At 61.4% G+C, this 24,408-nt stretch carries 25 protein-coding genes; 14 read left to right on the top strand and 11 right to left on the bottom strand.

The window, feature by feature from the left end:
* Positions 1 to 51 precede the first annotated feature (51 nt).
* Entirely contained in the window at positions 52 to 1,056 is a 1,005-nt protein-coding gene (locus AC1Q6Z_RS24095) for an RgsD C-terminal domain-containing protein (protein ID WP_492649556.1), read from the top strand.
* Here AC1Q6Z_RS24095 and AC1Q6Z_RS24090 read toward each other — a convergent pair.
* Together AC1Q6Z_RS24090 and thrS are read right to left on the bottom strand one after the other, a co-directional pair.
* On the bottom strand, positions 1,053 to 1,895 hold the full coding sequence (locus AC1Q6Z_RS24090; RefSeq protein ID WP_256115826.1) for a lysophospholipid acyltransferase family protein: 843 nt from the start codon (positions 1,893 to 1,895) through the stop codon (positions 1,053 to 1,055). The genes AC1Q6Z_RS24095 and AC1Q6Z_RS24090 overlap by 4 nt on opposite strands.
* A 75-nt stretch (positions 1,896 to 1,970) precedes the next feature.
* A complete protein-coding gene (thrS, locus tag AC1Q6Z_RS24085; RefSeq protein ID WP_492649555.1) occupies positions 1,971 to 3,941 on the bottom strand; it encodes a threonine--tRNA ligase in 1,971 nt (656 codons plus the stop codon).
* Between the two features lie 345 nt (positions 3,942 to 4,286).
* Between thrS and AC1Q6Z_RS24080 the strand changes: the two genes are divergently transcribed.
* The gene (locus AC1Q6Z_RS24080; RefSeq protein ID WP_492649554.1) at positions 4,287 to 5,912 is read left to right on the top strand and encodes an RNA-directed DNA polymerase; all 1,626 of its coding nucleotides are present in this window, start codon (positions 4,287 to 4,289) and stop codon (positions 5,910 to 5,912) included.
* Positions 5,913 to 5,999: 87 nt separating this feature from the next.
* Here the strand turns inward: AC1Q6Z_RS24080 and AC1Q6Z_RS24075 are convergent, their stop codons facing one another.
* Genes AC1Q6Z_RS24075 through AC1Q6Z_RS24065 form a run of 3 tightly spaced genes read right to left on the bottom strand, consistent with a single transcriptional unit; the run spans position 6,000 to position 7,428 of the window.
* Positions 6,000 to 6,539: a DUF1697 domain-containing protein gene (locus AC1Q6Z_RS24075; protein ID WP_492649553.1), complete on the bottom strand. Its 540-nt coding sequence runs from the start codon at positions 6,537 to 6,539 to the stop codon at positions 6,000 to 6,002.
* A 58-nt stretch (positions 6,540 to 6,597) separates the two neighbouring features.
* Complete coding sequence (gene yidD, locus AC1Q6Z_RS24070) at positions 6,598 to 6,975, bottom strand: membrane protein insertion efficiency factor YidD (protein ID WP_492649552.1); 378 nt, start codon at positions 6,973 to 6,975, stop codon at positions 6,598 to 6,600.
* A 6-nt stretch (positions 6,976 to 6,981) separates the two neighbouring features.
* Positions 6,982 to 7,428 carry an iron-sulfur cluster assembly scaffold protein gene (locus AC1Q6Z_RS24065; RefSeq protein ID WP_492649551.1) on the bottom strand — a complete coding sequence of 149 codons (447 nt, stop codon included), beginning with the start codon at positions 7,426 to 7,428 and terminating at the stop codon, positions 6,982 to 6,984.
* Between the two features lie 333 nt (positions 7,429 to 7,761).
* Here AC1Q6Z_RS24065 and folE point away from each other — a divergent pair, with 333 nt between their 5' ends.
* The 3 genes from folE to AC1Q6Z_RS24050 all read left to right on the top strand — a co-directional run bounded on the left by folE (position 7,762) and on the right by AC1Q6Z_RS24050 (position 10,188).
* The gene (folE, locus tag AC1Q6Z_RS24060; RefSeq protein ID WP_256115818.1) at positions 7,762 to 8,373 is read left to right on the top strand and encodes a GTP cyclohydrolase I FolE; all 612 of its coding nucleotides are present in this window, start codon (positions 7,762 to 7,764) and stop codon (positions 8,371 to 8,373) included.
* Between the two features lie 36 nt (positions 8,374 to 8,409).
* A complete protein-coding gene (hisI, locus tag AC1Q6Z_RS24055; RefSeq protein ID WP_492649550.1) occupies positions 8,410 to 8,862 on the top strand; it encodes a phosphoribosyl-AMP cyclohydrolase in 453 nt (150 codons plus the stop codon).
* A 363-nt stretch (positions 8,863 to 9,225) separates the two neighbouring features.
* Positions 9,226 to 10,188 (top strand): patatin-like phospholipase family protein, encoded by a 963-nt coding sequence (locus AC1Q6Z_RS24050; RefSeq protein WP_256115816.1) that lies wholly within the window; start codon positions 9,226 to 9,228, stop codon positions 10,186 to 10,188.
* A 77-nt stretch (positions 10,189 to 10,265) separates the two neighbouring features.
* On the opposite strand, the gene AC1Q6Z_RS24045 is transcribed toward AC1Q6Z_RS24050, so the two are convergent.
* Entirely contained in the window at positions 10,266 to 10,694 is a 429-nt protein-coding gene (locus AC1Q6Z_RS24045; protein WP_256115814.1) for a CBS domain-containing protein, read from the bottom strand.
* Between the two features lie 189 nt (positions 10,695 to 10,883).
* On the bottom strand, positions 10,884 to 11,624 hold the full coding sequence (locus tag AC1Q6Z_RS24040) for a rhomboid family intramembrane serine protease (protein WP_439616825.1): 741 nt from the start codon (positions 11,622 to 11,624) through the stop codon (positions 10,884 to 10,886).
* 292 nt (positions 11,625 to 11,916) lie between these two features.
* On the opposite strand from AC1Q6Z_RS24040, the gene AC1Q6Z_RS24035 reads away from it, so the two are divergent.
* The 6 genes from AC1Q6Z_RS24035 to AC1Q6Z_RS24010 all read left to right on the top strand — a co-directional run bounded on the left by AC1Q6Z_RS24035 (position 11,917) and on the right by AC1Q6Z_RS24010 (position 17,459).
* Positions 11,917 to 12,552 (top strand): PAS domain-containing protein, encoded by a 636-nt coding sequence (locus AC1Q6Z_RS24035; RefSeq protein ID WP_439616826.1) that lies wholly within the window; start codon positions 11,917 to 11,919, stop codon positions 12,550 to 12,552.
* A gap of 146 nt (positions 12,553 to 12,698) precedes the next feature.
* Positions 12,699 to 13,310: a PilZ domain-containing protein gene (locus tag AC1Q6Z_RS24030; protein WP_256115811.1), complete on the top strand. Its 612-nt coding sequence runs from the start codon at positions 12,699 to 12,701 to the stop codon at positions 13,308 to 13,310.
* A 485-nt stretch (positions 13,311 to 13,795) separates the two neighbouring features.
* The gene (locus tag AC1Q6Z_RS24025) at positions 13,796 to 14,395 is read left to right on the top strand and encodes a transglutaminase-like cysteine peptidase (RefSeq protein ID WP_256115810.1); all 600 of its coding nucleotides are present in this window, start codon (positions 13,796 to 13,798) and stop codon (positions 14,393 to 14,395) included.
* A gap of 258 nt (positions 14,396 to 14,653) precedes the next feature.
* Positions 14,654 to 15,415, top strand: coding sequence for a hypothetical protein (locus AC1Q6Z_RS24020; RefSeq protein ID WP_492649549.1), 762 nt, complete (start codon positions 14,654 to 14,656; stop codon positions 15,413 to 15,415).
* Positions 15,416 to 15,549: 134 nt separating this feature from the next.
* Positions 15,550 to 17,016, top strand: a complete 1,467-nt coding sequence (locus tag AC1Q6Z_RS24015) for a D-alanyl-D-alanine carboxypeptidase (RefSeq protein ID WP_256115807.1) — start codon at positions 15,550 to 15,552, stop codon at positions 17,014 to 17,016.
* Positions 17,017 to 17,186: 170 nt separating this feature from the next.
* Positions 17,187 to 17,459: a hypothetical protein gene (locus AC1Q6Z_RS24010; RefSeq protein WP_256116179.1), complete on the top strand. Its 273-nt coding sequence runs from the start codon at positions 17,187 to 17,189 to the stop codon at positions 17,457 to 17,459.
* Positions 17,460 to 17,472: 13 nt separating this feature from the next.
* On the opposite strand, the gene AC1Q6Z_RS24005 is transcribed toward AC1Q6Z_RS24010, so the two are convergent.
* Complete coding sequence (locus tag AC1Q6Z_RS24005; protein WP_492649548.1) at positions 17,473 to 17,910, bottom strand: DUF1489 family protein; 438 nt, start codon at positions 17,908 to 17,910, stop codon at positions 17,473 to 17,475.
* A 76-nt stretch (positions 17,911 to 17,986) separates the two neighbouring features.
* Complete coding sequence (locus AC1Q6Z_RS24000; RefSeq protein ID WP_492649547.1) at positions 17,987 to 19,387, bottom strand: L-serine ammonia-lyase; 1,401 nt, start codon at positions 19,385 to 19,387, stop codon at positions 17,987 to 17,989.
* A 564-nt stretch (positions 19,388 to 19,951) separates the two neighbouring features.
* Here AC1Q6Z_RS24000 and AC1Q6Z_RS23995 point away from each other — a divergent pair.
* The 3 genes from AC1Q6Z_RS23995 to AC1Q6Z_RS23985 all read left to right on the top strand — a co-directional run bounded on the left by AC1Q6Z_RS23995 (position 19,952) and on the right by AC1Q6Z_RS23985 (position 22,235).
* The gene (locus AC1Q6Z_RS23995; protein WP_256115804.1) at positions 19,952 to 20,641 is read left to right on the top strand and encodes a DUF599 domain-containing protein; all 690 of its coding nucleotides are present in this window, start codon (positions 19,952 to 19,954) and stop codon (positions 20,639 to 20,641) included.
* A gap of 78 nt (positions 20,642 to 20,719) precedes the next feature.
* On the top strand, positions 20,720 to 21,757 hold the full coding sequence (locus tag AC1Q6Z_RS23990; RefSeq protein ID WP_492649546.1) for an acetyltransferase domain-containing protein: 1,038 nt from the start codon (positions 20,720 to 20,722) through the stop codon (positions 21,755 to 21,757).
* Positions 21,758 to 21,761: 4 nt separating this feature from the next.
* Positions 21,762 to 22,235 (top strand): methyltransferase family protein, encoded by a 474-nt coding sequence (locus tag AC1Q6Z_RS23985; RefSeq protein WP_492649545.1) that lies wholly within the window; start codon positions 21,762 to 21,764, stop codon positions 22,233 to 22,235.
* Positions 22,236 to 22,242: 7 nt separating this feature from the next.
* Here AC1Q6Z_RS23985 and AC1Q6Z_RS23980 read toward each other — a convergent pair whose 3' ends face one another.
* Both AC1Q6Z_RS23980 and mgtE read right to left on the bottom strand, forming a co-directional pair.
* Positions 22,243 to 22,629 carry a MerR family transcriptional regulator gene (locus tag AC1Q6Z_RS23980; protein WP_256115801.1) on the bottom strand — a complete coding sequence of 129 codons (387 nt, stop codon included), beginning with the start codon at positions 22,627 to 22,629 and terminating at the stop codon, positions 22,243 to 22,245.
* A gap of 63 nt (positions 22,630 to 22,692) precedes the next feature.
* The gene (gene mgtE, locus AC1Q6Z_RS23975) at positions 22,693 to 24,123 is read right to left on the bottom strand and encodes a magnesium transporter (protein ID WP_435268400.1); all 1,431 of its coding nucleotides are present in this window, start codon (positions 24,121 to 24,123) and stop codon (positions 22,693 to 22,695) included.
* Positions 24,124 to 24,408 lie beyond the last annotated feature (285 nt).

The raw sequence follows: 24,408 nt of genomic DNA, 5'->3' as shown, positions 1-24,408 counted from the left end.
ATTAGCCGGGTCTTCAAGTGGAGCCTTACAGTCAGGAAGTCAACCGTCCCCATGCGCATGCCGCCCCATTCCGCCCCCCATTTCGGCATTGCCGTGAGCGTCGCAATCGTGACCCTTCTCTCGTCGTTCGCACCGGCTCGCGCGCAGGAAGCGCTGGACAGTTTCTCCCAGATCGGCACGCCGCTGAAGAGCGGCAAGCTCACCTCGTTCAACCCGATCGTCACCGGCGAGGCAACGCCGGACAACCTGCGTGACGTGACCTGCGAGGCGCTGCTGACCAAGGACGGCAGCCCCATGCAGCATGGCCTCACCTGGCGCGTCTTCTCGCCCATCCCGGGCGCCGACGGCAAGCTGCCGCTGCTCGCCACGTCCGAGGGCGGCTCGGCCGCGTTCCAGCTGGTGCCCGGCGAATATTTCGTCAACGTCGCCTTCGGCCGCGCCGGCGCGACGAAGAAGCTGCTGGTGCCCACGGACGGCGATGTCGACAAGCAGGTCATGGTGCTCGATGCCGGCGGCATCATGCTGAATGCCGTCTCCGGCTCCGACGTGCGCATTCCGCCGAAGGAATTGAGCTTCTCCATCTTCGCCGCCGAAGTCCGCGAGGATGGCGAGCGCAACCTCGTCGTCGCCGAGGTGAAGCCGAATTCCGTGGTGCGGCTCAACGCCGGCACCTACCACGTCGTCTCCGACTACGGCACGGTCAATGCCGTGATCCGCGCGGACATCCAGGTGGAGGCCGGCAAGCTGACGCGCGCGACGATCCAGCACCGTGCTGCGAAACTGACGCTGAAACTCGTCTCCGAACCCGGCGGCGAGGCGATCGCCGACACGGCCTGGTCAATCCTCACCTCTTCGGGCGACACGGTCAGCGAAAGTGTGGGCGCCTTCCCGACGCTGGTTCTGGCGGAAGGCAGCTACATCGCCGTCGCCCGCAACAAGAACCGCATCTACCAGCGCGATTTCGCGGTGAAGGCCGGCGTCAATACCGATGTGGAAGTGCTGCTCGATGAAAACGCCAACGAGCAGAAGGCCGCCGCTGAAGATGTTGTGGACTAACCAGCCCGCCGCATGAAGGGTTTTGGCTTCGGCAGCGGCGCCATCGCGAAGACGGCTTCGTAGAGCCGCGCCATGATGTTCTTGCGGTCGCCCGCATCGAGCTCCGCCCAGGGAATGACGCCGCCGATGCGCGCGGCGATCGTCGAGCCGGAGAGTTTCTGGAACTCGCGGATCAGGAGCGACAGGCGCAGTGTCATCGAGACCTTGCTCGCCAGGTGGAAGAGCCGGCCGTTCTGCCCCTCGAAGAAGACGGGGATGACGTTTGCCTGCGCCGACTGGATGAGCTTTGCCGGAAACATCTTCCACGGCAGGTCTTCCGCGCGGCCGAAAACCTTCTTCGCCGTCGCCACACCGCCCGCCGGAAACACGATCACCGTGGTGCCCTCCTTCAGGAGCCGCACGGCTTCCGCCCGCGTCTTCATGTTGAGCGCAAGCGCCTCCTTGGTTTCCTCGAAGGAAACCGGCAGCGCATAGGGCTGCATTTCCGGCACTTTGAGCAGATCGTTGTGGATCATCACCTTGAACGGCCGGCCGAGCTGTTCGGCGAGCGCCAGCACTGCGATGCCGTCGCCGATGCCGAACGGGTGGTTGGCGACGATGACGACGGGGCCTTGCGGCAGGTCCGGCGGCGGCCAGGAGCCCTGCACGCGCAGCCGCACATTGATGAGTTCCAGCATGTCGCCGAAGACCCGCGCGCTGTGCCCGACGATGGATTTGCGCCAGATGTCATAGAGCCGGGCGTAGCGGTTACGACCGGCGAGACCTTCCATGGAGCGGATGAACCATCGTTTGAGGCGCGGATCGTTTTCGTTGGCGTAGGAGAGTTCCTTGAACCGCACGGTATTCCCCAAAAAGATAATCCCGCACTAGCTAGCACGGGATCATTACAGTTTTCCGACAATCGGCGTAAACGCTCACGCCTTGCCGAGCTTGCGCTTCAGATCTGGGGCCATGGCTTCGAGCGTCAGCGCAGCGATCGCCTCGTCGAGCGACATCGCCGTCTGGTTCTGCGAACCAAGCCGGCGGATGTTGACGGAGCGTTCCTCCGCCTCCCGCTTGCCGCAGACCACGATGACCGGGACCTTGCTGACCGAGTGCTCGCGGACCTTGTAGTTGATCTTCTCGTTGCGGAAGTCGGTCTCGACCGTCAGGCCCGCCTCGCGCAGCAGGTCCGCCACCTCGCGGCCATAGTCGTCGGCATCCGAGGTGATGGTCGCGACCACCACCTGCATCGGCGCGATCCACAGCGGCATGTGGCCGGCAAAGTTCTCGATGAGAATGCCGAGGAAGCGCTCCATCGAGCCGCAGATGGCGCGGTGGATCATCACCGGCTGCTTCTTGTCGGAGTTCTGGTCGATATAGAAGGCGCCGAACCGTTCCGGCAGGTTGAAGTCGACCTGCGTGGTGCCGCACTGCCATTCGCGGCCGATGGCGTCCTTCAGCGTATATTCGAACTTCGGCCCGTAGAACGCACCCTCGCCCGGCAGGATGCCGGTCTTGATGTTGTTCGACTGCTGCTGGATCGTGTCCAGCACCTGCTTCATCACGCCCTCGGCACGATCCCACAAGTCGTCGGAGCCGACGCGCTTTTCCGGACGCGTGGAGAGCTTGATCGTGACCTCCTCGAACCCAAAGTCCTTGTAGACGGAGAGGATGAGGTCGTTGATGCGCAGGCATTCCGCCGCCATCTGCTCGTCGGTGCAGAAGACGTGGGCGTCGTCCTGCGTGAAGCCGCGCACGCGCATCAGCCCGTGCAGCGCGCCCGAGGGCTCATAGCGATGCACATTGCCGAATTCCGCAAGGCGAACAGGCAGTTCGCGATAAGACTTCAAGCCATGCTTGAAGATCTGCACATGGCCGGGGCAGTTCATCGGCTTCAGCGCGAAGACGCGCTCGTCGTCGGTCTCGTCGCCGGCAACGGTCACCTTGAACATGTTGTCGCGATACCAGCCCCAGTGGCCGGACGTTTCCCAGAGCGACTTGTCGAGCACCTGCGGCGCGTTCACTTCTTCATAGGTCCCGGCGAGACGACGGCGCATATAGGCGACGAGCGTCTGGAACATGCGCCAGCCCTTGCCGTGCCAGAAGACGACGCCCGGCCCTTCCTCCTGGAAGTGGAACAGGTCCATTTCGCGGCCGAGCCGGCGATGGTCGCGCTTTTCCGCTTCGGCGAGGATGTGCAGGTAGCTGTCGAGCTCCTCCTGCGTGCGCCAGGCGGTGCCGTAGATGCGCGTCAGCATCGGATTGTTGCTGTCGCCGCGCCAATAGGCGCCCGCGACCTTCATCAGCTTGAAGGCCGTGCCGATCTGGCCGGTCGCGGCCATGTGCGGACCGCGACACAGGTCGAACCAGTCGCCCTGGTAATAGATCTTGAGGTCCTGCCCCTCGGGGATCGCATCGACCAGCTCGACCTTGTACTTCTCGCCCTTGGCGGCAAAGACGTCCTTGGCCTTGTCGCGCGACCACACTTCCCGGGTGAACGGCTTGTTGCGCTGGATAATCTCCTTCATGCGCTTTTCGATCTTCGGCAGATCGTCCGGCGTGAAAGGCTCGTCCTTGGCAAAGTCGTAATAGAAGCCGTTGTCGATGACCGGACCGATGGTCACCTGCGTGCCCGGCCAAAGCTCCTGCACCGCCTCCGCCATCACATGGGCGGCATCATGGCGGATCAGCTCCAGCGCGCGATCGTCCTCGCGGGTGACGATCTCGATCCTGCCGTTCGAAACGGTCTCGGAGAGATCGCGCAGCTCGCCATCGAGCGCAATCGCAATCGCCTTCTTGGCGAGCGACTTGGAAATCGCCTCGGCAACATCACGCCCGGTCGAGCCCGCGGGATAGTCGCGGACGGAACCATCGGGAAAAGTGAGGGAAACGGGTGCAGACATCAAAAAATCTCCTATCCAGTCCCGCCAACGAATGCGGGTGGTATGCGAGGGTAAAGCCGGAATGCCGGCGCGTGCGTCGCGCGGTATAAGGGGAAAATAGGTGGATTGGAAGAGGTTAGCAAATTGCAACTTTTTTGATCGTTTTCGCTAGGCGCAAGCGTCACTTAAATATTAATTAAGCTTGAGAGAGAACAAACTTCTATTTGTAAAAATGAGATATCTCTATAATTTATTCTCCTATTACGAAATGCGAACTGAATTTGCACGGCGGCGTTGAAGATTCGAAAAAATCATCTAGAATTGTGAGTGGCAAGTCCTTGTTAAACATAATTAAGCAGTTAATTCATGGCCTCACCTCGGACCCGATTGATACGATTGCTAGATAAAGGGTTTTATCCGGCGGAGCTTCCCCCACCGTTCAAAACTCGAAATTTTTCTACCATCAAAGATAATATGGTGCCGCAAAACAATTATAGCGGTAGCACAATTTTTTTTGATGGCGCTACATTTCGCGGTCCACTAAGGACATTTGGCGTAATAAATCCAATTAACTACCTTTTACTTAGCAAATTTATAGCGGAAGCTTGGGGAGATATTTCCAAAATATTTAGACTTAGCAATTCTTCAGGCACACGCCCCACTTTTCCAGCCTTAAATGCCGAAGGTCGCGCTATTGAAACTGGGTCTCTCGCAGTTAAACGCAAAAGTCAGCAACACTTGGCAAGTGTATACCCGGTGATTCTTGGCCTAGATATCAACAGATTTTATGGCTCGATCTACACTCACTCTATACCTTGGGCGGCACTAGGAAAGCGCGATGCAAAATTTAGGCATAAAAATGGGACTTTACGAGGTCATTGGAGCGACACACTCGACAGGCTAGTTCGTAATTGCAATCAACAACAGACTATAGGAATACCAATTGGACCCGATACATCTCGTATCATTTCCGAATTGATACTATCAAGAATTGACTCTGAGCTTACCTTATCTGGATCAAAACTATTATCGTCGCAAATTTACCACAATATTGATGATTACCAAATCGGGTGCATGGGACTAGGAGAGTCTGAGGACGCACAAAGCCAGTTTGTTAGGACAATAAGTCGCTACGAGCTACGTTTAAACGACTTTAAAACATCAGTAGATCATGGAATTTCTTTTTCCCCTTCGAATTTTCAACGAAATTTTGATTGCTTATCGGAGCAAACAGGACAAAAATTTGTAGAGCATTTTTTCGAAATACTGTACACTCAGATTCAGCTACACCCAAATACAAACGTTTTGGGCTATGCTATTAAGCGTTTTGCTCGAATTCTTGCTAGAAACCAAGAGCATCGCCTAGTTCGCGAATATTTTCAAAGGCTAATTTTTGCTGCGCCCCAGCAAGCTAAATGGATTTTACCTCTTTTGCTCGGCATCTATCGCGTTGACGGCGTCAACGCCGAAGTCCGTCGCATAATCAGTTGGGGAGTCGAAACCTGCGTGCGTCGTAATGATGTTGGCAGTCTCATATGGTTTTTGTATGCGGCAATATTTCTGGAGATTCGCCTCTCAGCGATGCTCTGCAATTTGTGTTTAGGAATGTCCAATGAATTAATAGACTTGATGCTATACCATGGAAGAAGTAAAAATCTATTTATATTCTCAGTTTCCGACATGAGAAACCGGTATATAAGTAGTAATTTCTCCTCTACAGCTTGGCTGCCTATTTATGAGATTGGACGACGCGGTTGGGATGCGACAGCAGCATTCAATAAGATTGGCACTCAAGATGACCACGACAATTTATATCAAAATATCAATAATCATCAAGTTGAATTCTATATTACTGACCAAGATTATTTTGAAGTAAGTGCTTTTCAAGGATGGAATTTAAAGCAAAGCCATTTTGAGGGTGAAGAAAACTACGACGATGAGCTTTCGCCATGGCTCAGAAGTATGTGGGAAGACCAACTGGAGAACTATTGATATTTGTGCTCATTGCCAGCCAGCTAATTAATTATCTCGGAGAAGGGTACCAAGCGATGGGAGAGCCGGACGATCCGCTCTGCCCCGTCAGCCGAGCATCGCCGCGAGGCCGTTGACGGTGTTGGCGTTGCGCAGCGTGCCGATGCCGAGCTTTTTGGTCGTCAGGTGCGAGAGCAGTTTCGTTTCGCTCGGCTTGCCGCGAAAGTCGATCCAGAGGTCGCCGTCGACGAGGGCGAGGCGCAGTTCCGGGGCGGCCAGCTTTTGGAGTTTTTCGAGGGCCGCGGGGCCGAGCGGTTCGCGCATCACGCGCACGCAGACATTGGCGCCGTCGTCGCCTGGGAAAGGCCCGGAAAAAGGATTCCCGGCGGCGAGCCGTTTCCAGGCGTCGGCCCGGCGCAGGATGATATCGACATGTTTGGCGAATGTTTCGCGGAACGCCGTTTCCAGCCGGTTTTCCAGCGTCGAGAGGGTCGCCTGCGGCGCATCGAAGACGAGGTTGCCGGTCGCGACCAGCGTGCGGGGATTGGCAAAGCCGAGCCTCTCGGCCATCGCCTTCAGCTCCGCCATCACGACGCGGCGGCCGGGGCCAAGCACGATCGAGTGCAGGAGGGCGACATGGCTCGTCATGCGCGCCAGACATCCCGTGGGGCAGCGTGCGCGGCGCGGCAAAAATCCATCGGCACGGTCACGGCCTTGCCCCTTCCCGGCTTTTTGCAACGCGCCACAGCCGCCACGGCGCCCACCAGCGAAAGCGGTTCTCCAGCGCTTCCGGCACGGGATCGAAGCCATGCGTGCCGCCGGGGCCGCAGCGGGCGACGCGGAACAGCGCGAGGAACCCACCCTGCCACAGGCCGTGGCGGGCGATCGCCTCGTAGCCGTATTCCGAGCAGGTCGGCAGGTGCCGGCAGCCATGGCCGATGAAGCCGGAGAGTGTGAGCTGGTAGAGCCGGATGAAGCCCATGCCGGCAAGGCGGCCCGGCGTGCGGCGGAACGGCCCCGGCCAGTTGCGGCCCCTATAGGCGAGCCGCGCGCCGGCATGCCGGCAATCTGGGGCGTCGCACACCGCGCCTCACCCCGCCTTTTCCAGCCGCTTCGCCTCGATCTGGCCGATGGCATCCACCACGGCATCGAAGGTCAGCATGGTGGAGGCGTGGCGGGCCTTGTAATCCTTGACGGGTTTCAGGAAGCGCATGTCCTCGAAGCGGCCGTCCGGCCCCTCGCCGTCGGCCTTCAGCATGGCGAGCATTTTTTCGCGCGCGTCGCGGATTTCCGCGGTCGTCGCCCCGATGACGTGGCGCGCCATGATCGAGGAGGACGCCTGGCCGAGCGCGCAGGCCTTCACCTCATGGGCGAAATCGGTGACGCGGTCGCCCTCGAGCTTCAGGTAGATCTTGACGCGCGAGCCGCAGAGCTTGGAATGGGCGCCGGCCTCGGCATCCGCATCGGCCAGCGTGCCGATGCGCGGGATATTGCCGGCGAATTCCAGGATGCGGCTGTTGTAGATATCGTCCATCATGGCCCTGTTTTTCGCATTTTTTGCGGAATCTTCAATGATCCGAGGAGATTATTCCGGTGTCGTCGGTAAAAAAGCATGCCGCGTCGCATCGCGCCTCTTTCGCAGCCGTCCTTCGATACTATATGATAACTCGTATTGGGGTGAGCGTTTTGCAAGATGCGAGGCGACCACCTGTTGTTTGGGAAACCGTGCCGGACGGTCTAGTGCACTGAGAAGCCGAGACCCGAAAGCCCCGGAGCCCGCCGACGGAACCCAAGCCTGCAGGGTTAGGCGAATGGCCAGTGGCGAGTCCGATATACAGGTCAGGTAGCCTGCAGAAAGGTCATTGGGTCCATGGACGCCATAGTCACCAATTTTCCGCGTGTCGACGATCCGTCCGGCCGCCCCTCGCAGAAAGAGGCGGAGGATGCCGTTCGCGTCCTGCTTCGCTGGGCGGGCGACGATCCGGAGCGCGAGGGGCTGCTCGACACCCCTGCGCGCGTCGCAAAATCCTATCGCGAGCTTTTTTCCGGCTATGACCTCGCCGCCGAGGATGTGCTGGGCCGCACCTTCGAGGAAGTTGCCGGCTATGACGACATGGTGCTGGTGAAGGACATTCCGTTCTTCTCGCATTGCGAACACCATATGGTGCCGATCATCGGCAAGGCGCATGTCGCCTATCTGCCGAATGGTCGGGTGCTGGGTCTGTCGAAGATCGCCCGCGTGGTGGAAATCTTCGGCCGCCGGTTGCAGACGCAGGAAACCATGACGGCGCAGATCGCGCGCTCGATCGACGAGACGCTGAACCCGCGCGGCGTGGCCGTGATGATCGAGGCCGAGCATATGTGCATGGCGATGCGCGGCATCCAGAAACAGGGCTCGACAACGCTCACCACCACCTTTACCGGTGCCTTCAAGACCGAACCGACCGAACAGGTGCGGTTCATGACGATGATCCGGAGCTAGGCGACAAGCCGGCTCCGCGCGACGGAGCCGACAGCCATGCCGATCACCTTCAAATCCCCGTCCAAGGACAAGGCCGAGCTCGAAACCGGCCCGGATTTCACGCCGCGCTTCGACGAACACGGCCTGGTGACGGCCGTGGTCACGGACGCCAAGGACGGCGAATTGCTGATGGTCGCCCACATGAACGCCGAATCGCTGGCGCTCACGGTGGAGACCGGCATCGCGCATTACTGGAGCCGCTCGCGCAACTCGCTCTGGAAGAAGGGCGAAACCTCCGGCAACCTCCAGACGGTCGTGGAGCTGCGCACCGATTGCGACCAGGATGCCGTGTGGCTGAAAGTCTCGGTCGCCGGCCATGACGCGACCTGCCACACCGGGCGCCGCTCGTGCTTCTACCGCACGGTTTCGACCGGCCCGGAGGGCGCGGTGCTGACCATTACCGGCGGCGAACCGCAGTTCGATCCGGCGGCGATCTACGGTAAAAATTAAGCATCTGCGCGGATTCCGTTCAGTTCCGGCACGCATTCACCAATTGGCAACCGGTCGGGACGCCTAATGCACGCCATGGCGGCCTCTATCCCCGCCACGGATCAGGACCATGGAACCCAATCGCTGTAGTGCGTCACGACCGGTTTCCAACGCCGCCCCGCAGGGGACGACGATCCGACGGGCAAGCGCCCGCCTTCCGTTTCGACAGGACGCACACGGGAAACTCCGCAGACGGGTTTTTCTCGCCAAAGTTCCCCGCGTCACAGTCTGCATCTATCCTGTCATTTATTGTGTAGCGGATAGGCCCGAGGCTCTGGAACTGATTGCTTCGGCGCGAATTCCTCTTCGTAACGGAGGCCCGGCATGCTGAACTGGAGTTTCAATCGTAGTCTCGTAACAGCGGATGCATCAGATCCGGGCGGCCCTTCCATGAACGACATGTCTCACATTCCCGCGCCGGCCCAGCCGCGCAAACCCAAGATCGCTCTGGCGCTGGGCGGCGGTGCCGCCCGAGGCTGGGCCCATATCGGCGTGCTGCGGGCGCTCGACGAGGAAGGCATCCCCGTCGGCATGATCGCCGGCACCTCGATCGGTGCCCTCGTCGGCGGCTGCTACCTCGCCGGCAAGCTCGACGAGCTGGAGGCCTTCGCCCGGTCGCTCACCATGCGGCGCATCGCGAGCCTGCTCGATTTCACCATTCGCGGTTCCGGCCTGTTCGGCGGCATGCGGCTAACGAAGCGCATGCAGGAGCATCTGGAAAACCTGTCGATCGAGGATCTCGACCGGCCCTTCGTGGCGGTCGCGACCGAAGTCAACAGCGGTCACGAGGTCTGGATCAACAGCGGCTCGCTGATCACCGCCATCCGCGCCTCCTATGCGCTCCCCGGCATTTTCGAGCCGATCAAGTGCAACAACCGCACGCTGGTCGACGGCGCGCTGGTCAATCCCGTGCCGGTTTCGGTCTGTCGCGCGCATGAGGAGCCGCTGGTCGTCGCCGTCAACCTCAACTACGACCTCTACGGCCGCTCGGCGGTCATCAAGCACAGCGCCAGCCAGCAGAAGATCGACGATCACAAGCAGGAAGACAGTGCTGCGCGCCTCGGGCTGACGAGCGTCATGGTGCAGTCCTTCAACATCATCCAGGACCGCATTTCCCGTGCACGCCTTGCCGGAGACCCGCCGGATCTCTCGCTGCATCCCAAACTGTCGGATATCGGCCTTTCGGAATTCCACCGCGCCGGCGAAGCGATCGACCGCGGTTACCTCGAAGCCAAGGCGCGGATCTTCGAGATCAAGCGAATGCAGGAAGCCGTGCTGATGCGCTGAGCGCTTTCAGCAGCCAAAGACACGTGCGGGCGGAGCGATTGACATCGGTCCGCCCGAAATCGTTCCGGGTTTGGCGATTATCCGGAGATGTAGGCCTTGATGGCCTCCGCTTCGTGCTTGATCGCCCTTATATGGGACTTCACCACGTCGCCGATCGAGATGATGCCGACAAGGCGCCCTTCCTTTTCCACCGGGATATGGCGGGCACGCAGCTTGCTCATCATTTCCATGAGACCTTCGACGGTCTGGTTCTCGTCGCAGCGATGGACGTTGCCCCACATGATGGAGGAAATGGGTTTGTCCAGGCATTCCGCCCCGTTGCGGGCGACGGCGGCGACGATGTCACGCTCGGTCACGATGCCGGCGATGCGGTCGTTGCGATCGACGATGACGATGGCGCCGATATGGTTTTCATGCAGATAGACGGCAGCCTGCTTGACTGTGAGCTGCGGGCCGCCCGTTACGACGTTGCGGCCTTTTTCGTCCAATATCGTCTTTACATACATGCGTACCTCCCGTGTGCATCATAACGCAGAGAGGCGGGACACCCGCGCAGGGATGCCCTGCCAGTAACCGGCGCGACATCCGCTTCCTCCCGCGTGATACCGCTCCCGTTCCGGTGTGCATGTGCGAACCGGAACACGTCCATGGTGCGCCACGATAGAGGCGATTGCAAGACCGCTAATGGACTATCGTTAATCCCGGCGGCTTTCGGCCACTGCGACGTCGAACAGCGGGAAGAACAGGAAGCCGAAGAGGAAGCCGCCGATATGCGCCTCCCAGGCGATCGCGCCGCCGGCGACAGAGCCGAAGATCTGGCCGAAGCCGATCAAAAAGTTCGTCAGGAACCAGATGCCGGAAAAGACCAGCACGGAGCGGTTGGAGAGCGCTTCGGGGATGCTAAGGCGGCGGTTGAGATGGGCGAACTGCCGGCTGATACGGCCGCTCGGCGAGAAGACGAAGCGGGCCGCCGCCCCCATCAGGCCGGACACCACGCCGGAAGCGCCGACGACGAGAATCATCGCCCCCCAATGCAGCGCCGCGTGAAAGGCAACGGCGGCGATGGCCGAGAGACACCAGAAGAGAAAGAAGCGCCAAAGGCCGATGCGCCGCACGACCGGCGCGCCGAAGGCGACCATCCAGAAGGCATTGAAGATCAGGTGTTCCCAGCTGCCATGCAGCAGCGAATAGGTGACCGGGCTCCACAGCCAGCCAAGATCCTGCTCGGAAAAGGGAATGGAGTAGCGTCCGGGAATGAAGGCGAAATGCAGGAGCACCAGCTCGTCCGCCTGGGCGGAGATCAGATAGGTGCGTACGACATGGATGACGGTGAGCAGGGCCAGAATCGCGACGAGGCTGCCCGGCAGATTGAATGCCGGCTCCCGCTTGCGGAGGTCCATCCCGCCGCCCTGCACTCCACCGCCGTCATCCGTCATGACCGATCCACCAAATTCATAAAATACGAGTCGCGCTTATACAGAGAAAAGAAAGGCCGTGCAGCTTTCGCTGACGGCCGGTGCCCCCAATCCCCGGGGCTGAAATGATGTGCAGTAAACCATTCCCTCGTGGAGGGATGGCCGGATGTTCCTCCAAGCCGGCCGACGATGCAATCGAAAGCATTGGTTAACCTTAACGGCGCTCTGGCACGAAACTCGCTCCTCTCTTCGAAAAACCACCGTCCGCACGGCCTTTCGTGCCGGAACGGAACAGAATCGATTGGAAGCGCGCATGCAGACGAAGGCCGTCACGGCACTTTATGATTACTGGACACGGCAGCGGGGCGACCGCGCCGTGCCGCTGCGCAGCGCCATAGAGCCCGCCGACATCGCGCCCATCCTGCCCGATGTCTTCATTCTGGAACACAACAGGCTGGACGATCCCCGCTTCCGCCTCGCCGGCACGCGCCTCTGTGCGCAGTTCGGGCGCGAGCTCAAGGGGTCCGGTTTCGACAAGCTTTTCGCGCCGGACCTGCGCAACCGCGTCGCCCGGATCACGGAAAATGTGATGGCGCATTCGGCACCTGCCGTCATGCAGATCGCGCTGGTCGACGGCAGCCTGGACACGACGGAGGCGGAAGTCGTGCTGTTGCCGCTTGCCACCAAGGGCAAGGCGGCAGACCGCATCATCGGTGCCTTCGCGCCCCTGCCCGGCCAGCGGCAGCCGCTTTCGGCCTTCCGCTATGCGACGTTGGGCGCGCTTTCGGTCATCGATCCGAGCCGGGCGAAGAATCTCGGCGGCAACCGGCCGGCTGTGCCGATGCCAACCTCGATCATGGCGGTCCGGCCGGCCGGCCTCGGCCAGACGATGAGCCGCGTGCTGCATCTGAGGATCTTCGAGGGCGGTCGCCAGGGTGACGATGGGTAAGGCAGAAACGCCGGACTACAACCCGAAACGCCTCTAAGTTGTCGAAATGCACGCGTGTAACGACTTTTCAATGTGTGGGAAAACCTTCTGTTAACCCCGAAAGATTAAGAGTTGGAAAGAGATAAGATCATCAGGCACGCGCGCACATGTATTCATTCCAGCAAGCATCGCCCGCCGTCCGGAAACCGCAGCCCGATCAGCGCAGCTTCCAGCGCGTCTCGGTGAACCTGCCCGGCCGCCTGATGCTGGCCAATCACGAAGAATATGAATGCACCGTGCTCGACATGTCGCCGGGTGATGCCAGCTTCATCTGCCTGGGTCGTCCGCGCATGGGCGAACGCATCATCGCCTATGTCGATCATCTCGGCCGTATCGAGGGCACGGTTGCCGCGCTCAGCGACGCCGGCTTCGCTATTCTGCTCAATGCGACGGACCGCAAGCGCGAAAAGCTGGCGGCACAGCTCACCTGGATCGCGAACAAACACGAGCTGGGCCTGCCGGAAGACCGCCGCCACAACCGCCTGACGCCGCGCAACACCAGCACCGACCTGACGCTCGACGACGGCCGGCGCTACCCCTGCCGCATCATCGACCTTTCGATGTCCGGCGCGGCGGTCGATATCGACGTGCGGCCGGCGCTCGGCACGCCCGTGCAGCTCGGCCACATGAAGGGCCGCGTCGTGCGCCATTTCCAGGAAGGCGTCGCCATCGAGTTTTCGTCCGTGCAGTCGAAGGATGCGCTGACCGCATTCCTGTAGCATTTCGGGACGGCCACAGGTCGTATTGTACCATGAGGGCCCTGCGGGGCCCTTTGCTGTTTCAGGACGAGACAGCGCGCCCTTCTCAAAAATAATCGCAAAAATATTTTTGGCCACCAAAAGCGCCTTTGGCCCCCTTCGCACGACGAAAGGGCCTTTGTAGCCCCATTGCCCATAGCAATGCCGGCCCTCGTCAGACGTGCTCCAACGGCATCGCTCCGCATTATCGCACAGAACGGCATTTTGACCCCGGCCGGAAATTTCTTTGGAATCAACATATTGCGCTGATCGCACCGGGATCGGTCCAAACGAAAATTCATTCAGATTTTAATCAAATGCATTTCAAGTACAACTCAAATTCATCTCGAATTTTATTCTTGTTTTATACTTATACCATCTTGATTTGAACTAAGTTATACTTCCGGTTTTCGCGCAAGCTCAAAACATCCCTGTCATTGTGACCTCATCGAACGGGGACACACACAATGAAAAAAACGATCAAGACAGGGACGTTTGCCTTTCTCTTCTCTCTGGCTGCCGCAGGCGCCGCGATGGCGCTGCCGGCCAACATTCCGCTGGCGGGCAGCACGAACCAGCCCATCGGCCACTACGAATTCTGCAAGCAGTACAGCGACGAATGCGGCCCGACCGGCAAGGACAAGGGACCCTTGGCGCTGACGCAGGAAAGCTGGAAGACGATCCTCAACGTCAACTACACGGTCAACACGGACGTGCAGCCGCTGACCGACATGGAGATCTACGGCGTCGAGGAACAGTGGACCTATCCGGACACCGTCGGCGACTGCGAGGACTATGTGCTCCTGAAGCGCAAGCGCCTGATCGAAGCCGGCATCTCGCCGTCGAACCTTCTGATCACCGTCGTGCTCCAGCCGAACGGCGAAGGCCATGCGGTGCTGACCGTGCGCACCGACCGCGGCGACTTCGTGCTCGACAACATGCGCAACAAGGTCCTGCTCTGGTCGCAGACCGAATACCGCTTCCTGAAGCGCCAGTCCTCCGCGAATGCCGGCAAGTGGGTGAAGCTGCAAGACGGTCGTGCCGACGCCGTCGGTAGCGTCAAGTAATCCCCGGCGCCAGAGCGGCGCCGCATGACGAGATTGCCCGGCGGCCCCGCCGGGCAATAAAGGGCCCGGTCAGTCCCCCAATCCCCGTCCCGACCATGGCCCTGCGGCCGGTTCTGCTGTCCCGGAACCGGCCGCTTTCTTTTTCAGCACCCCACCCCTGCCCGATCTCAACCGAAAATTAACCCTGTTGGCAGACGCTCCGACAAAGGTCGCCGTCCCTTGAAACCGGCCCCGACCAGGCACAGCGAGGGATGCGAGATGACAGTGGCAGCGACCGGCAGTGACGAACACGCCCCCCTGCTTTCCAACCGCCTGCTGACGCGCCTGACGATTTCCGTCGCGGTTCTCGCCGGCCTGACCGTCGCCATCAGCATTGCCGGCCGCATGCTCGGCGAACGCATCGCGCTTGCCGGCCATACGGAAAGCGCACAGCCGGTGGATATCGTCATCGGCCAGGACCAGATTCGCCTTCCCGCAAACACGATCCGCTTCGAGGAACAGCGCCAGACCGGCCGCGCCGAACGGGTCGATCTCTACCTGACCTGGCCCGAAATGAAGGGCTATTCCAATGCCGAGCGCGTAAAATTCAACGATGCCAGCCGCCCCGAAAACCTGATTTTCCTCAATCTTTCGCAAAGCACAATGTCGAAGGACATGTCCGGTCGGCTGGAACCGATATACAGCCACCTCTTCGACGACCGGCCCGAGCCCGGCCCGGCCGGCCTGACCCTTCAGCCCCTGAAGGACACGTCCGGTTATGGCGGCGAAGTCTTCTTCACCGGCGTGCTGCCGGACGGCGCCGATTATGCGGTGCGCTGCATGATGCCCGCCGACCCGTCGCAATCGACGAGCGCCGACTGCCAGCGTGATATCCACATCGGTCGCGATCTTTCTGTGCTTTATCGTTTTTCGAGCAGACTTTTGCCGCAGTGGCAGGCCATGGAGGCGCGCGTTCGCGACTATCTCGGCCAGTCCTTCATCGAGGACGGCCATCCTTCGTCCGCCCGCCTGAACCGATAAACCCCGTCGATAAAACCCGGCCAATCTCAGAAACCAATGATTCATCATAAACCGATTGGTAACGCTATCCCACTACTGTGCTGGGAACGGTCGTTCCGGGAAGTCCACCTCCGGATCACATGTGCAATCCAAGCATGAAGAGTAGCCTAGTGTCCCGTTCCGTATTCCTCGATTTTCTCCCCCGCTCTTGTCAGGCAATTGCCACTGCGGCGAAAGGTCTGGTGATCGTGGGGATGGTCGCCACCGTAGCGGTCGCGACCCCGGCCGAGGCCAATCCGAAATATTCCGGCATCGTCATCGACGCGAAAACCGGCAAGGTACTCTACAGCGAAGACGCCGATGCGCTGCGTTATCCCGCTTCGCTCACCAAGATGATGACGCTGTACCTTACCTTCGAGGCGCTGGAGGCCGGTAAGATCCGTCTCAACACCCGCGTTCCCTTCTCGAAGAATGCTTCAAGCGAGCCGCCGACCAAACTTGGCGTGGGCACCGGCAATTCCATCACCGTCGAGCAGGCCATGCTCGGCCTCATTACCCGTTCGGCGAATGACGCTTCCACGGCGCTTGCAGAATTTCTGGGTGGCTCGGAAGAGCGTTTTGCCCGAATCATGACGCAGAAGGCGCGTGCGCTCGGCATGACCCGCACTGTCTACCGCAATGCGAACGGCCTTCCCAATACGGCACAGGTGACGACCGCGCGCGACCAGGCCCGTCTCGGCATCGCGCTGCGCCAGCATTTTCCGCAATACTATTCCTATTTCTCGGTGCGCAGCTTCCGCTTCGGCAAGCAGACCATCAACGGCCATAATCGCCTGCTCGGCAGCGTGCGCGGCGTGGACGGTATCAAGACCGGTTATACCCGCGCCTCCGGCTACAATCTCGTGACCTCGGCCGTCGCCGATGGCCGCAGCGTCGTCGGCGTCGTCATCGGCGGCCGTTCGGGTGCGGCCCGCGACCAGCAGATGCGCAAACTCATCGCCACCTACATGCCGAAGGCCTCGCGCCGCGGCGGTGGCGACCTGATCGCCGAAACCAAGGATGCGCCGACGCTGACCGCCGAAGCCGTGACGAAAAAAACGGCGACCGCGTCGCTCGCCGGCGGCCTCGACCTGCCGGAAAACGGCCCGATCCCGACATATCGCTACAACGAAGCCCGCATCGAGACAGCCTATGCCGCAACGGCGGACGAAGGCTCGGAAGTGGTCGGCAAGCGGGCGCTCGCCGCCACGCTGAAGATCCAGCGCGACAGCGCCGTTCCGCCGGAAGACCTCACGGAACAGGGCGACACCGGCGGCGACGTCGACAAGCTCACCACCTCCTCCACCGTTGCCGCCGTTGCATCGGAATCCGTGCCTTCGGGCTGGGTGATCCAGATCGGCGCAACGCCGGACCGCGGCCAGGCGCAGGACCTGCTTTCCAAGGCGAAGGACCAGGGCGGCAAGGCGCTCTCCAGCGCGCAGCCCTTCACGGTCGCCGTCAACAGCGGCAGCCAGCAGCTCTACCGCGCCCGCTTCGGCGGTTTCGACGGCCAGGATCGCGCTGCCGCAGCCTGCAAAGTGCTGAAGCGCAAGGGTTTCGCCTGCTGGGCCAGCCAGCAGTAAAGACGATCGAGCGCGCCAGCGTGTTCGGCGCGCTTTCAAAAGACTACCGCCTTGCGCCCGCAACGGCCACCGGACAGGTTTTGCATACCGGAGGCTGCGGGGCGAAGGCAGGCGGATACCGTGAAGACGGTTCTGCCATCCTCGATTTGGTATTGCGTACGAGGCAGATCATGGCGATGAACGAAAACCAGTTCGATGTCCCCCCGGAAGCGCGCGACGAAAAGCGCAAGTCGCTGAAGGGAACGCTTCACCCGCTGCACGAGGCGGCGATGCGGATCGCGGATATCGGGCTCGGCCGTTCACGCAACAAGACGAAGGATCTCGTCGGCATGCTGCTCGCGCACGGCGCCCGTGCCTGGCGCTCTGGCCAGCCCGCCGCCGGGATCCATCTTCACGTCGGCGTCAGCGGACGTCGCCATCCTGTGCGCCTGCGCATACGCTGAGCGCCCAAATTCCTTAGAGAAGTCCGAGTTCGGCGAGTTCGCGCCGAAGCTCCAGCGGCAGGTCGGCGGTGCCGTCGCCCATGTTCTTCAGATCACGCGGCGCATCGTCGTCGGTGAGGTAGCGCCAGCCCTGGAAGGCGCGGCGCGGCTGGTATTCGGTCTCGATGACCCCCGGCCCCAGCACCAGTTCGCAGCGCGAAATGCCATCGACATCGGTAAAACTCTTCAGGCCCAGCAATGGTTGGCGTGCCTGTACCTGGCCCTTGATCACCCAATAGAGCGAACCGCCGTCGAGCAGCTCCTGGTCGCGCTTGGGGATCATGCGCGTGATATGGCTGGAATGCGGCTCCATGCCCGCCGCGATCGCGATCAGCGAGCGTTCGGACACCCATTCGCGCAGGTCCTCGATCGAGTCCGCGCCGACACAGAGTTTGATGAGATGCAGGGCCATGGCTCTTTGAACGCTCTTGCGGCGGCCGGGTCAAGGGGCCGCCGCGTCGCACTCCACAGGGAAGAAGCGGGAAGCCTCAGCACTCCACCACGTTGACGGCGAGGCCGCCGGTGGAGGTCTCCTTGTACTTCTCGTTCATGTCGACGCCGGTCTGGCGCATCGTCTCGATACAGGCATCGAGCGGCACGAAATGCACGCCATCGCCCTTCAGCGCCAGCGACGCCGCGGTCACGGCCTTGACGGCGCCCAGCGCATTGCGCTCGATGCAGGGCACCTGCACGAGGCCGGCAATGGGATCGCAGGTCATGCCGAGATGGTGTTCCAGCGCGATTTCCGCGGCATTCTCCACCTGTTCCGGGGTGCCGCCCATGACGGCGGCAAGGCCGGCGGCGGCCATGGCGGAGGCGGAACCCACCTCCCCCTGACAGCCGACTTCGGCGCCCGAGATCGAGGCATTGTGCTTGATGATGCCGCCGACGGCCGCCGCCGTCAGCAGGTAGTCGCGAATGCCGTCCTGGTCGGCATCCTCATGGAAATGCAGGTAGTAGCGGATGGTGGCGGGCACGACGCCGGCCGCACCATTGGTCGGCGAGGTGACAACGCGGCCGCCGGCCGCATTCTCCTCGTTGACGGCCATGGCGTAAACGGAAAGCCAGTCGTTGGCGAGCAGCGGGTTGGCCTTGTTGGAGCGCCACTCCTCCTGCAGCTTGTCGTGGATGGAGCGGGCACGACGGCGAACCTTCAGGCCGCCCGGCATGATGCCCTCGTTCTTCAGGCCACGGTCGATGCAGCTCTTCATGGCGCCCCAGATGCGGTCGAGGCCGGAATCCAGCTCCATGCGCGACATGGTCGCTTCTTCGTTCGCCCGCTTCATCTGGGCGATGGTCATGCCGGAGCGCCCGGCCATTTCCAGCATCTGCTTGGCGGAGGCGAAGGGGAACGGCACTTTCTTGTCGCCCGCCCGCGCCTTGCTGGCGCGCATCTGTTCGAGTTCCGTGTCGGTAACGACGAAGCCGCCGCCGACGGAATAATAGATGCGCTTCAGGAGCAGCCGGTCGTCGCGGTCGTAGGCGGAGAAGGTCATGCCGTTGGCATGGCCCGGCAGCGGGTTCTTCTTGTCGAAGATCAGGTCGGTCTTCAGCTGGAAGGCGTAGCCGGGATGGCCAGGCGGTGTGATGCGGCCGGTGCGCTCCACCTCGCCGATGATGGCGTCCATCCGGTCCGGATCGACCGAATCGGGCCGCTCGCCCATCAGGCCGAGCACCACCGCGCGGTCGGACCCATGGCCGACGCCGGTATAGGCGAGCGAGCCGTGCAGGCTCATGCGGATGGTCGCGACCTGCGCGCCGGCCGGGCGCGGCCAGTCGGACGAGAGGATGAGGTCGAGAAAGCGGTTCGCCGCCGACATCGGCCCCATCGTGTGGGAGCTCGATGGCCCGATCCCAATCTTGAAGACATCAAATACCGAAAGAAACATTCCCGGACTTCTCCTTGCCGCGGCAGGCCACGCTTTGATCCTTGAAGCTACGTTATCATGCGCCGCGCATAAGGCGATCTCCCGACATCGGGTTTTACGTGCGCGACATTGCCTTCAGGATCGGACGATAAAAACAAAAACAGCGCGCCTGGGAGAGCGCGCTGTTTATGTAAGGACGATGGCCCGGTGTTTTCAGATGCCGCCGAAGAGATAGGCGATAACCAGGACTGCGCCAAAACCAAGGACTGCACGGGCGGTGACGCCCCAGCAGGATTTCTGAACAGTGCTTTCCATGATTTCCCCGATTGGAAGAATGTCGCGATGGCGTATCCGGCCCCGCATGGCGCCCTGTTTAATGAAGATTTCATGAAACCGCAATCGCGAAAAATGGCGAAACCAAGGCTCCGGGCACATAGGAGCCCCGCGCAAAATGCATGACCTGTCGCAAAATCAGACAGTTATCGTTTCGTGCCGGCTTTTGAGGCCGCCGTCATTCCGCCCAAGGTCTAAACAAGCCTGCGGCGGCGCTTGCAAAATGCGCGATCCATGGCAAAACGCTGAGCCATGAGCACACCCGATCTCGTCGCCCTCGCCATCTTCATCCTCCTGTGGACCGGATATTCCTGGATCACGGAGCGGGCAAAGCTGTTCGACCGCGTCAGCCTCACAAGGGCGATGAGTTCGCAGCGCGCGGTGTGGATCCGCAACGCCATGCACCGCGACCTGCGCATGATCGACACGCAGATCATGGCCGGCCTGCAGAACGGCACGGCCTTCTTCGCCTCCACCTCGATCTTCGCGCTCGGCGGCTGTTTTGCTCTGCTCGGCGCCACGGAGCAGGTCTTTGCGATCTTCAGCGATCTGCCGCTGGTCTTCCAGGGCAGCCGCGCCGGCTTCGAGCTCAAGGTCGGCGGGCTCGCGGTGATCTTCGGCTACGCCTTCTTCAAGTTCGGCTGGTCCTACCGGCTGTTCAACTATTGCACGATCCTGCTCGGCGCCATCCCGATGAGCGGCGACGTGCACAAGGACCCGGCCGGCGCGGACCTCGCCGCCGACAAGGTGATCCGCATGAACATCCTTGCGGCGAAACATTTCAACATGGGCCTGCGCGCCATCTTCCTGTCGATCGGCTATCTCGGCTGGTTCATCAGCCCCTATCTGTTCATCGCGACGACCTTCGGCATCATCATCGTGCTCGTCCGCCGGCAGTTCTATTCGGAAGCGCGCCTCGCCGTTCTGGAACGCCTGGACTGACAAGGACCTTCCACCGGCCACCTTTCGGCCATCCGCCCGGCGCAAGCTTGGCGTGACATTCTCCCATGGACCAAAGCAATGCAGCGACCCCGAACCATGACGACGACGGTGATTGACGGCAATTTGGCAGAAGGAAGCGCCGCAACGCGCCGCTTGCCACGTATCCCGTTGATCGACCAGCTCCGCGCTATCGCGCTGATCGCCATGGCGATCTACCATTTCACCTGGGACCTCGGCTTTTTCGGCTATATCGCGCCGGAGACCGCCACGACCGGCGGCTGGAAGATTTTTGCGCGGGTGATCGCCGGCAGCTTCCTCTTCCTCGCCGGTTTCAGCCTCGTGCTTGGCCACGCGCAGGGTTTTCGCCCGCGGGCGTTCTTCATCCGGTTCGGCAAGATCGGGCTGGCGGCAGCGGTGATCAGCGTCGCCACCTGGTTCGCCTTCCCCGACACGTTCATCTTCTTCGGCATCCTGCACGCGATCGCGGCCGCAAGCCTCATCGGCCTTCTCTTCGTACGCCTGCCGGTCGTCGTCACGCTGCTGGTTGCCGCAGCCGCCGTTGCCGCTCCCTTCTATCTGCGCGCACCGCTGTTCGACCATCCGGCGCTCTGGTGGGTCGGGCTTTCCGTCAACGTGCCGCGCTCGAACGACTATGTGCCGCTGCTGCCGTGGCTGGCGCCGGTTTTGCTCGGCATCGCGATGGCCCGGCTTTTCATCGCCAGCCCGCTGCCGGAACGGCTTGCGAGCTACGGCGCTACGACGAAAGTCTGGTGGAAAAGCTTGCTGGAAAAAGCGGGCCGCCACAGTCTCGCCATCTATCTTATTCACCAGCCCGTGCTGATCGCGCTCGTCTACGGCTTTTCCCTCGTGGTGCCGGCGCCTGCGGCCGACCCCGTCGAGAGCTACACCAAGAGCTGCGTCAGCGCCTGCGTCAACGAACGCGGCGCCGGCTTCTGCCAGAGTTTTTGCGGCTGCACGCTCACCCGGCTGATGGAGCAGAACCTCTTCGCCGACCTGAACCGCGGCGCGATCGACGTGACGAAGGACGAGCGCATCGGTGCGATCTCGTCGCAATGCACGGCAAATGCCGAAACGGAAACCGAGCTGAAGGAATAGGATCATGAATGCCTATCGCATGAAGCCTCTCGCCTTTCCCTGGCCGCCGCTGATCTACGGCGCGGCCATAGCGGCGGCCTTCCTGCTGCAGGCGTGGTTTCCGCTGGCGGTGTCCGACACGAATATCTGGATTGCGCGCGCGGCCGGCGGCGCGTTGATCGTCACGGCGATCGTGCTGGATGTCTGGGCCATGCGCACGCTGCTCGACAGCCACACGACGATCATGCCGAACCGCTGTTCGACCCATCTCGTGACCTCCGGCCCCTACCGCTTCACCCGCAATCCGATCTATCTCGGCTATACGCTGGCGACGGCCGGCATGGGCCTTGCCATGCTCAATCCCTGGTGCCTCGTCACGGCGACCGTTGCCGCCGTCATCACCAGCATCGTGGCGATCAAGCGTGAGGAACTGCACCTGCTCTCGCGCTTCGGCATCGATTTCGAGCGCTATTGCACCGGCACGTCGCGCTGGATCTGAATGGGGATTAAGTGCCGACGCCGATCTCGGCCAGGCGCGTCAGACACGCTTCCTCGACATTGTCGAGTTCGGTCAGCGTTTCCTCGATGTCACGCCGCTTCTGGCGCAACTCCTCGCGCTTTTCACTGACCTTCGCCATCAGCAATTCGAGCTGCCCGACTTCACCCGGCGGGTCCTTGTAGACACGGATGATGTCGCGGATTTCCGCAATTGTGAAGCCGATGCGGCGCCCACGCAGGATTTCCTGGATCAGACGACGGTCGGCCGGACGGAACAGACGCGTGCGGCCGCGGCGCTCGGGATGGATCAGCCCCTCGTCCTCGTAGAAGCGCAGGGTACGGGTGGAAACCCCGAATTCGCGCGTCAGCTCGGTTATGGTATAAAACTTGTCCACGCCTGCTCCGATCTCGTCTGAGCGGGTATTTTATTGACTTTTACGTATAAGTCAATTTTTTGCCTATCTTATCGCAAACCACCACGTCGCAAGCCCGAGAAACGCAAAGAACCCGACAATGTCAGTGACCGCGGTCACGAAGACGCTGGAGGAAACCGCCGGGTCGGCGCCTGCCCGGTCGAGCAGCATGGGGATCGTGATGCCGGCGAGCGCTGCGGCGCACATGTTGATCAGCATGGCGACTGCGATGACTCCGCCGATATTGATATCGTGGAACCAGAGTGCCGCGACGCAGCCGATCACGATACCGAAGGCGACGCCATGCAGCAGGCCGACGCCGGCCTCGCGTCGCACGACGCGCCAGGCGTTGTGGATGTCGAGGTCGCGGGTCGCGAGCGCGCGCACCGTCACGGTCATGGTCTGCGAGCCGGCATTGCCGCCCATGCCGGCGACGATCGGCATCAGCACGGCAAGCGCCACGATTTCCTCGATGGTCGCCTCGAAGAGCGAAATGACGGAGGCCGCGAGGAAGGCCGTCAGCAGGTTGACCAGCAGCCACGGTGCGCGGGAGCGCACGGTCTCGATGGTCTTGTCCGACAGTTCTTCGTCGCCGACGCCGCCGAGGCGCATCAGGTCTTCCTCGGCCTCTTCCTGGATAACATCCACCACGTCGTCGATGGTCAGCACGCCGACGAGGCGGCCGTTCTCGTCGACGACGGCGGCGGAGAGAAGATCATACTGCTCGAAGAGCTGGGCGGCCTCTTCCTGGTCCATCTCGGCCGGGATCGGGTGGTTCGTCTCGCGCATGATCGCTTCGATCTTCGTGTTGCGCGAGGTGCGCAGGACGCGGTCGAGATCGATCGCGCCGAGCAGGCGGAAGGTCGGGTCGATGACGAAGATCTGCGAAAAGCTCTCCGGAAGGTCGGCATCCTCGCGCAGGTAGTCGATCGTCTGGCCGATCGTCCAGAACGGCGGCACGGCGACGAATTCCGTCTGCATGCGCCGGCCGGCCGTGCTTTCGGGATAGTCGAGCGAGCGGCGCAGGCGAATCCGTTCGGTGAACGGCAGCTTGGAGAGGATTTCTTCCTGGTCCTCCTGGTCGAGGTCTTCCAGGATGTAGACGGCGTCGTCCGAATCCATCTCGCCAAGTGCCGCGGCGATCTGGTCGTTCGGCATATGCTCGACGATGTCGAGGCGGATCGCCTCGTCGACCTCGGTCAGGGCCGCAAGGTCGAAATCGTCGCCGAGCAGCGAGACGAGCTGGCGGCGTTGTTCGGGCTGGATCGCCTCCAAGAGGTCGCCCATTTCCGATTCATGCAGCCTTGCCACGTGGCGGCGCAGAAAGAGCAGGTCGCGATCGGCGATCGCCGCGCCGACATACATCAGGAAATCCGAGCGGATCGAACCGTCCTCGGCGTAGATGTCCTCGCCGTCGAAGGTACTGTGTTCTGCCTGCCCCTTATGGATGCGGTGGTCGTCGCCGGTGTTTTCCATCGGGCCGCTCCTTGCGTCGGGATCGTCCCACCTAGCGCGCCGGCCGAGCAGAAACGACAGGGATTACGTGCAGGGTTTCCTCGAAGCGCCCCTCGCCGGGCGCGCCGCTCACCATCGTGCTAAAGCAAAGCGCGCGGCCGGTCCATCACCGAAAGCGGCAAAAGCCGGCGTGGGACAAAAATTTCGCAAGCTGTTGCAATTTCATGAAAATCACACGATTCGCGGTGCCCGGAAGCACCCGGGATTTCCCGCCTGCCGCAAACAGGCTAGGGATGGGAGCCCAGA

This window comes from Shinella sp. GW835-FHT14H05, assembly GCF_058793575.1.
This window is presented reverse-complemented; position numbering and strand designations above follow the sequence as displayed.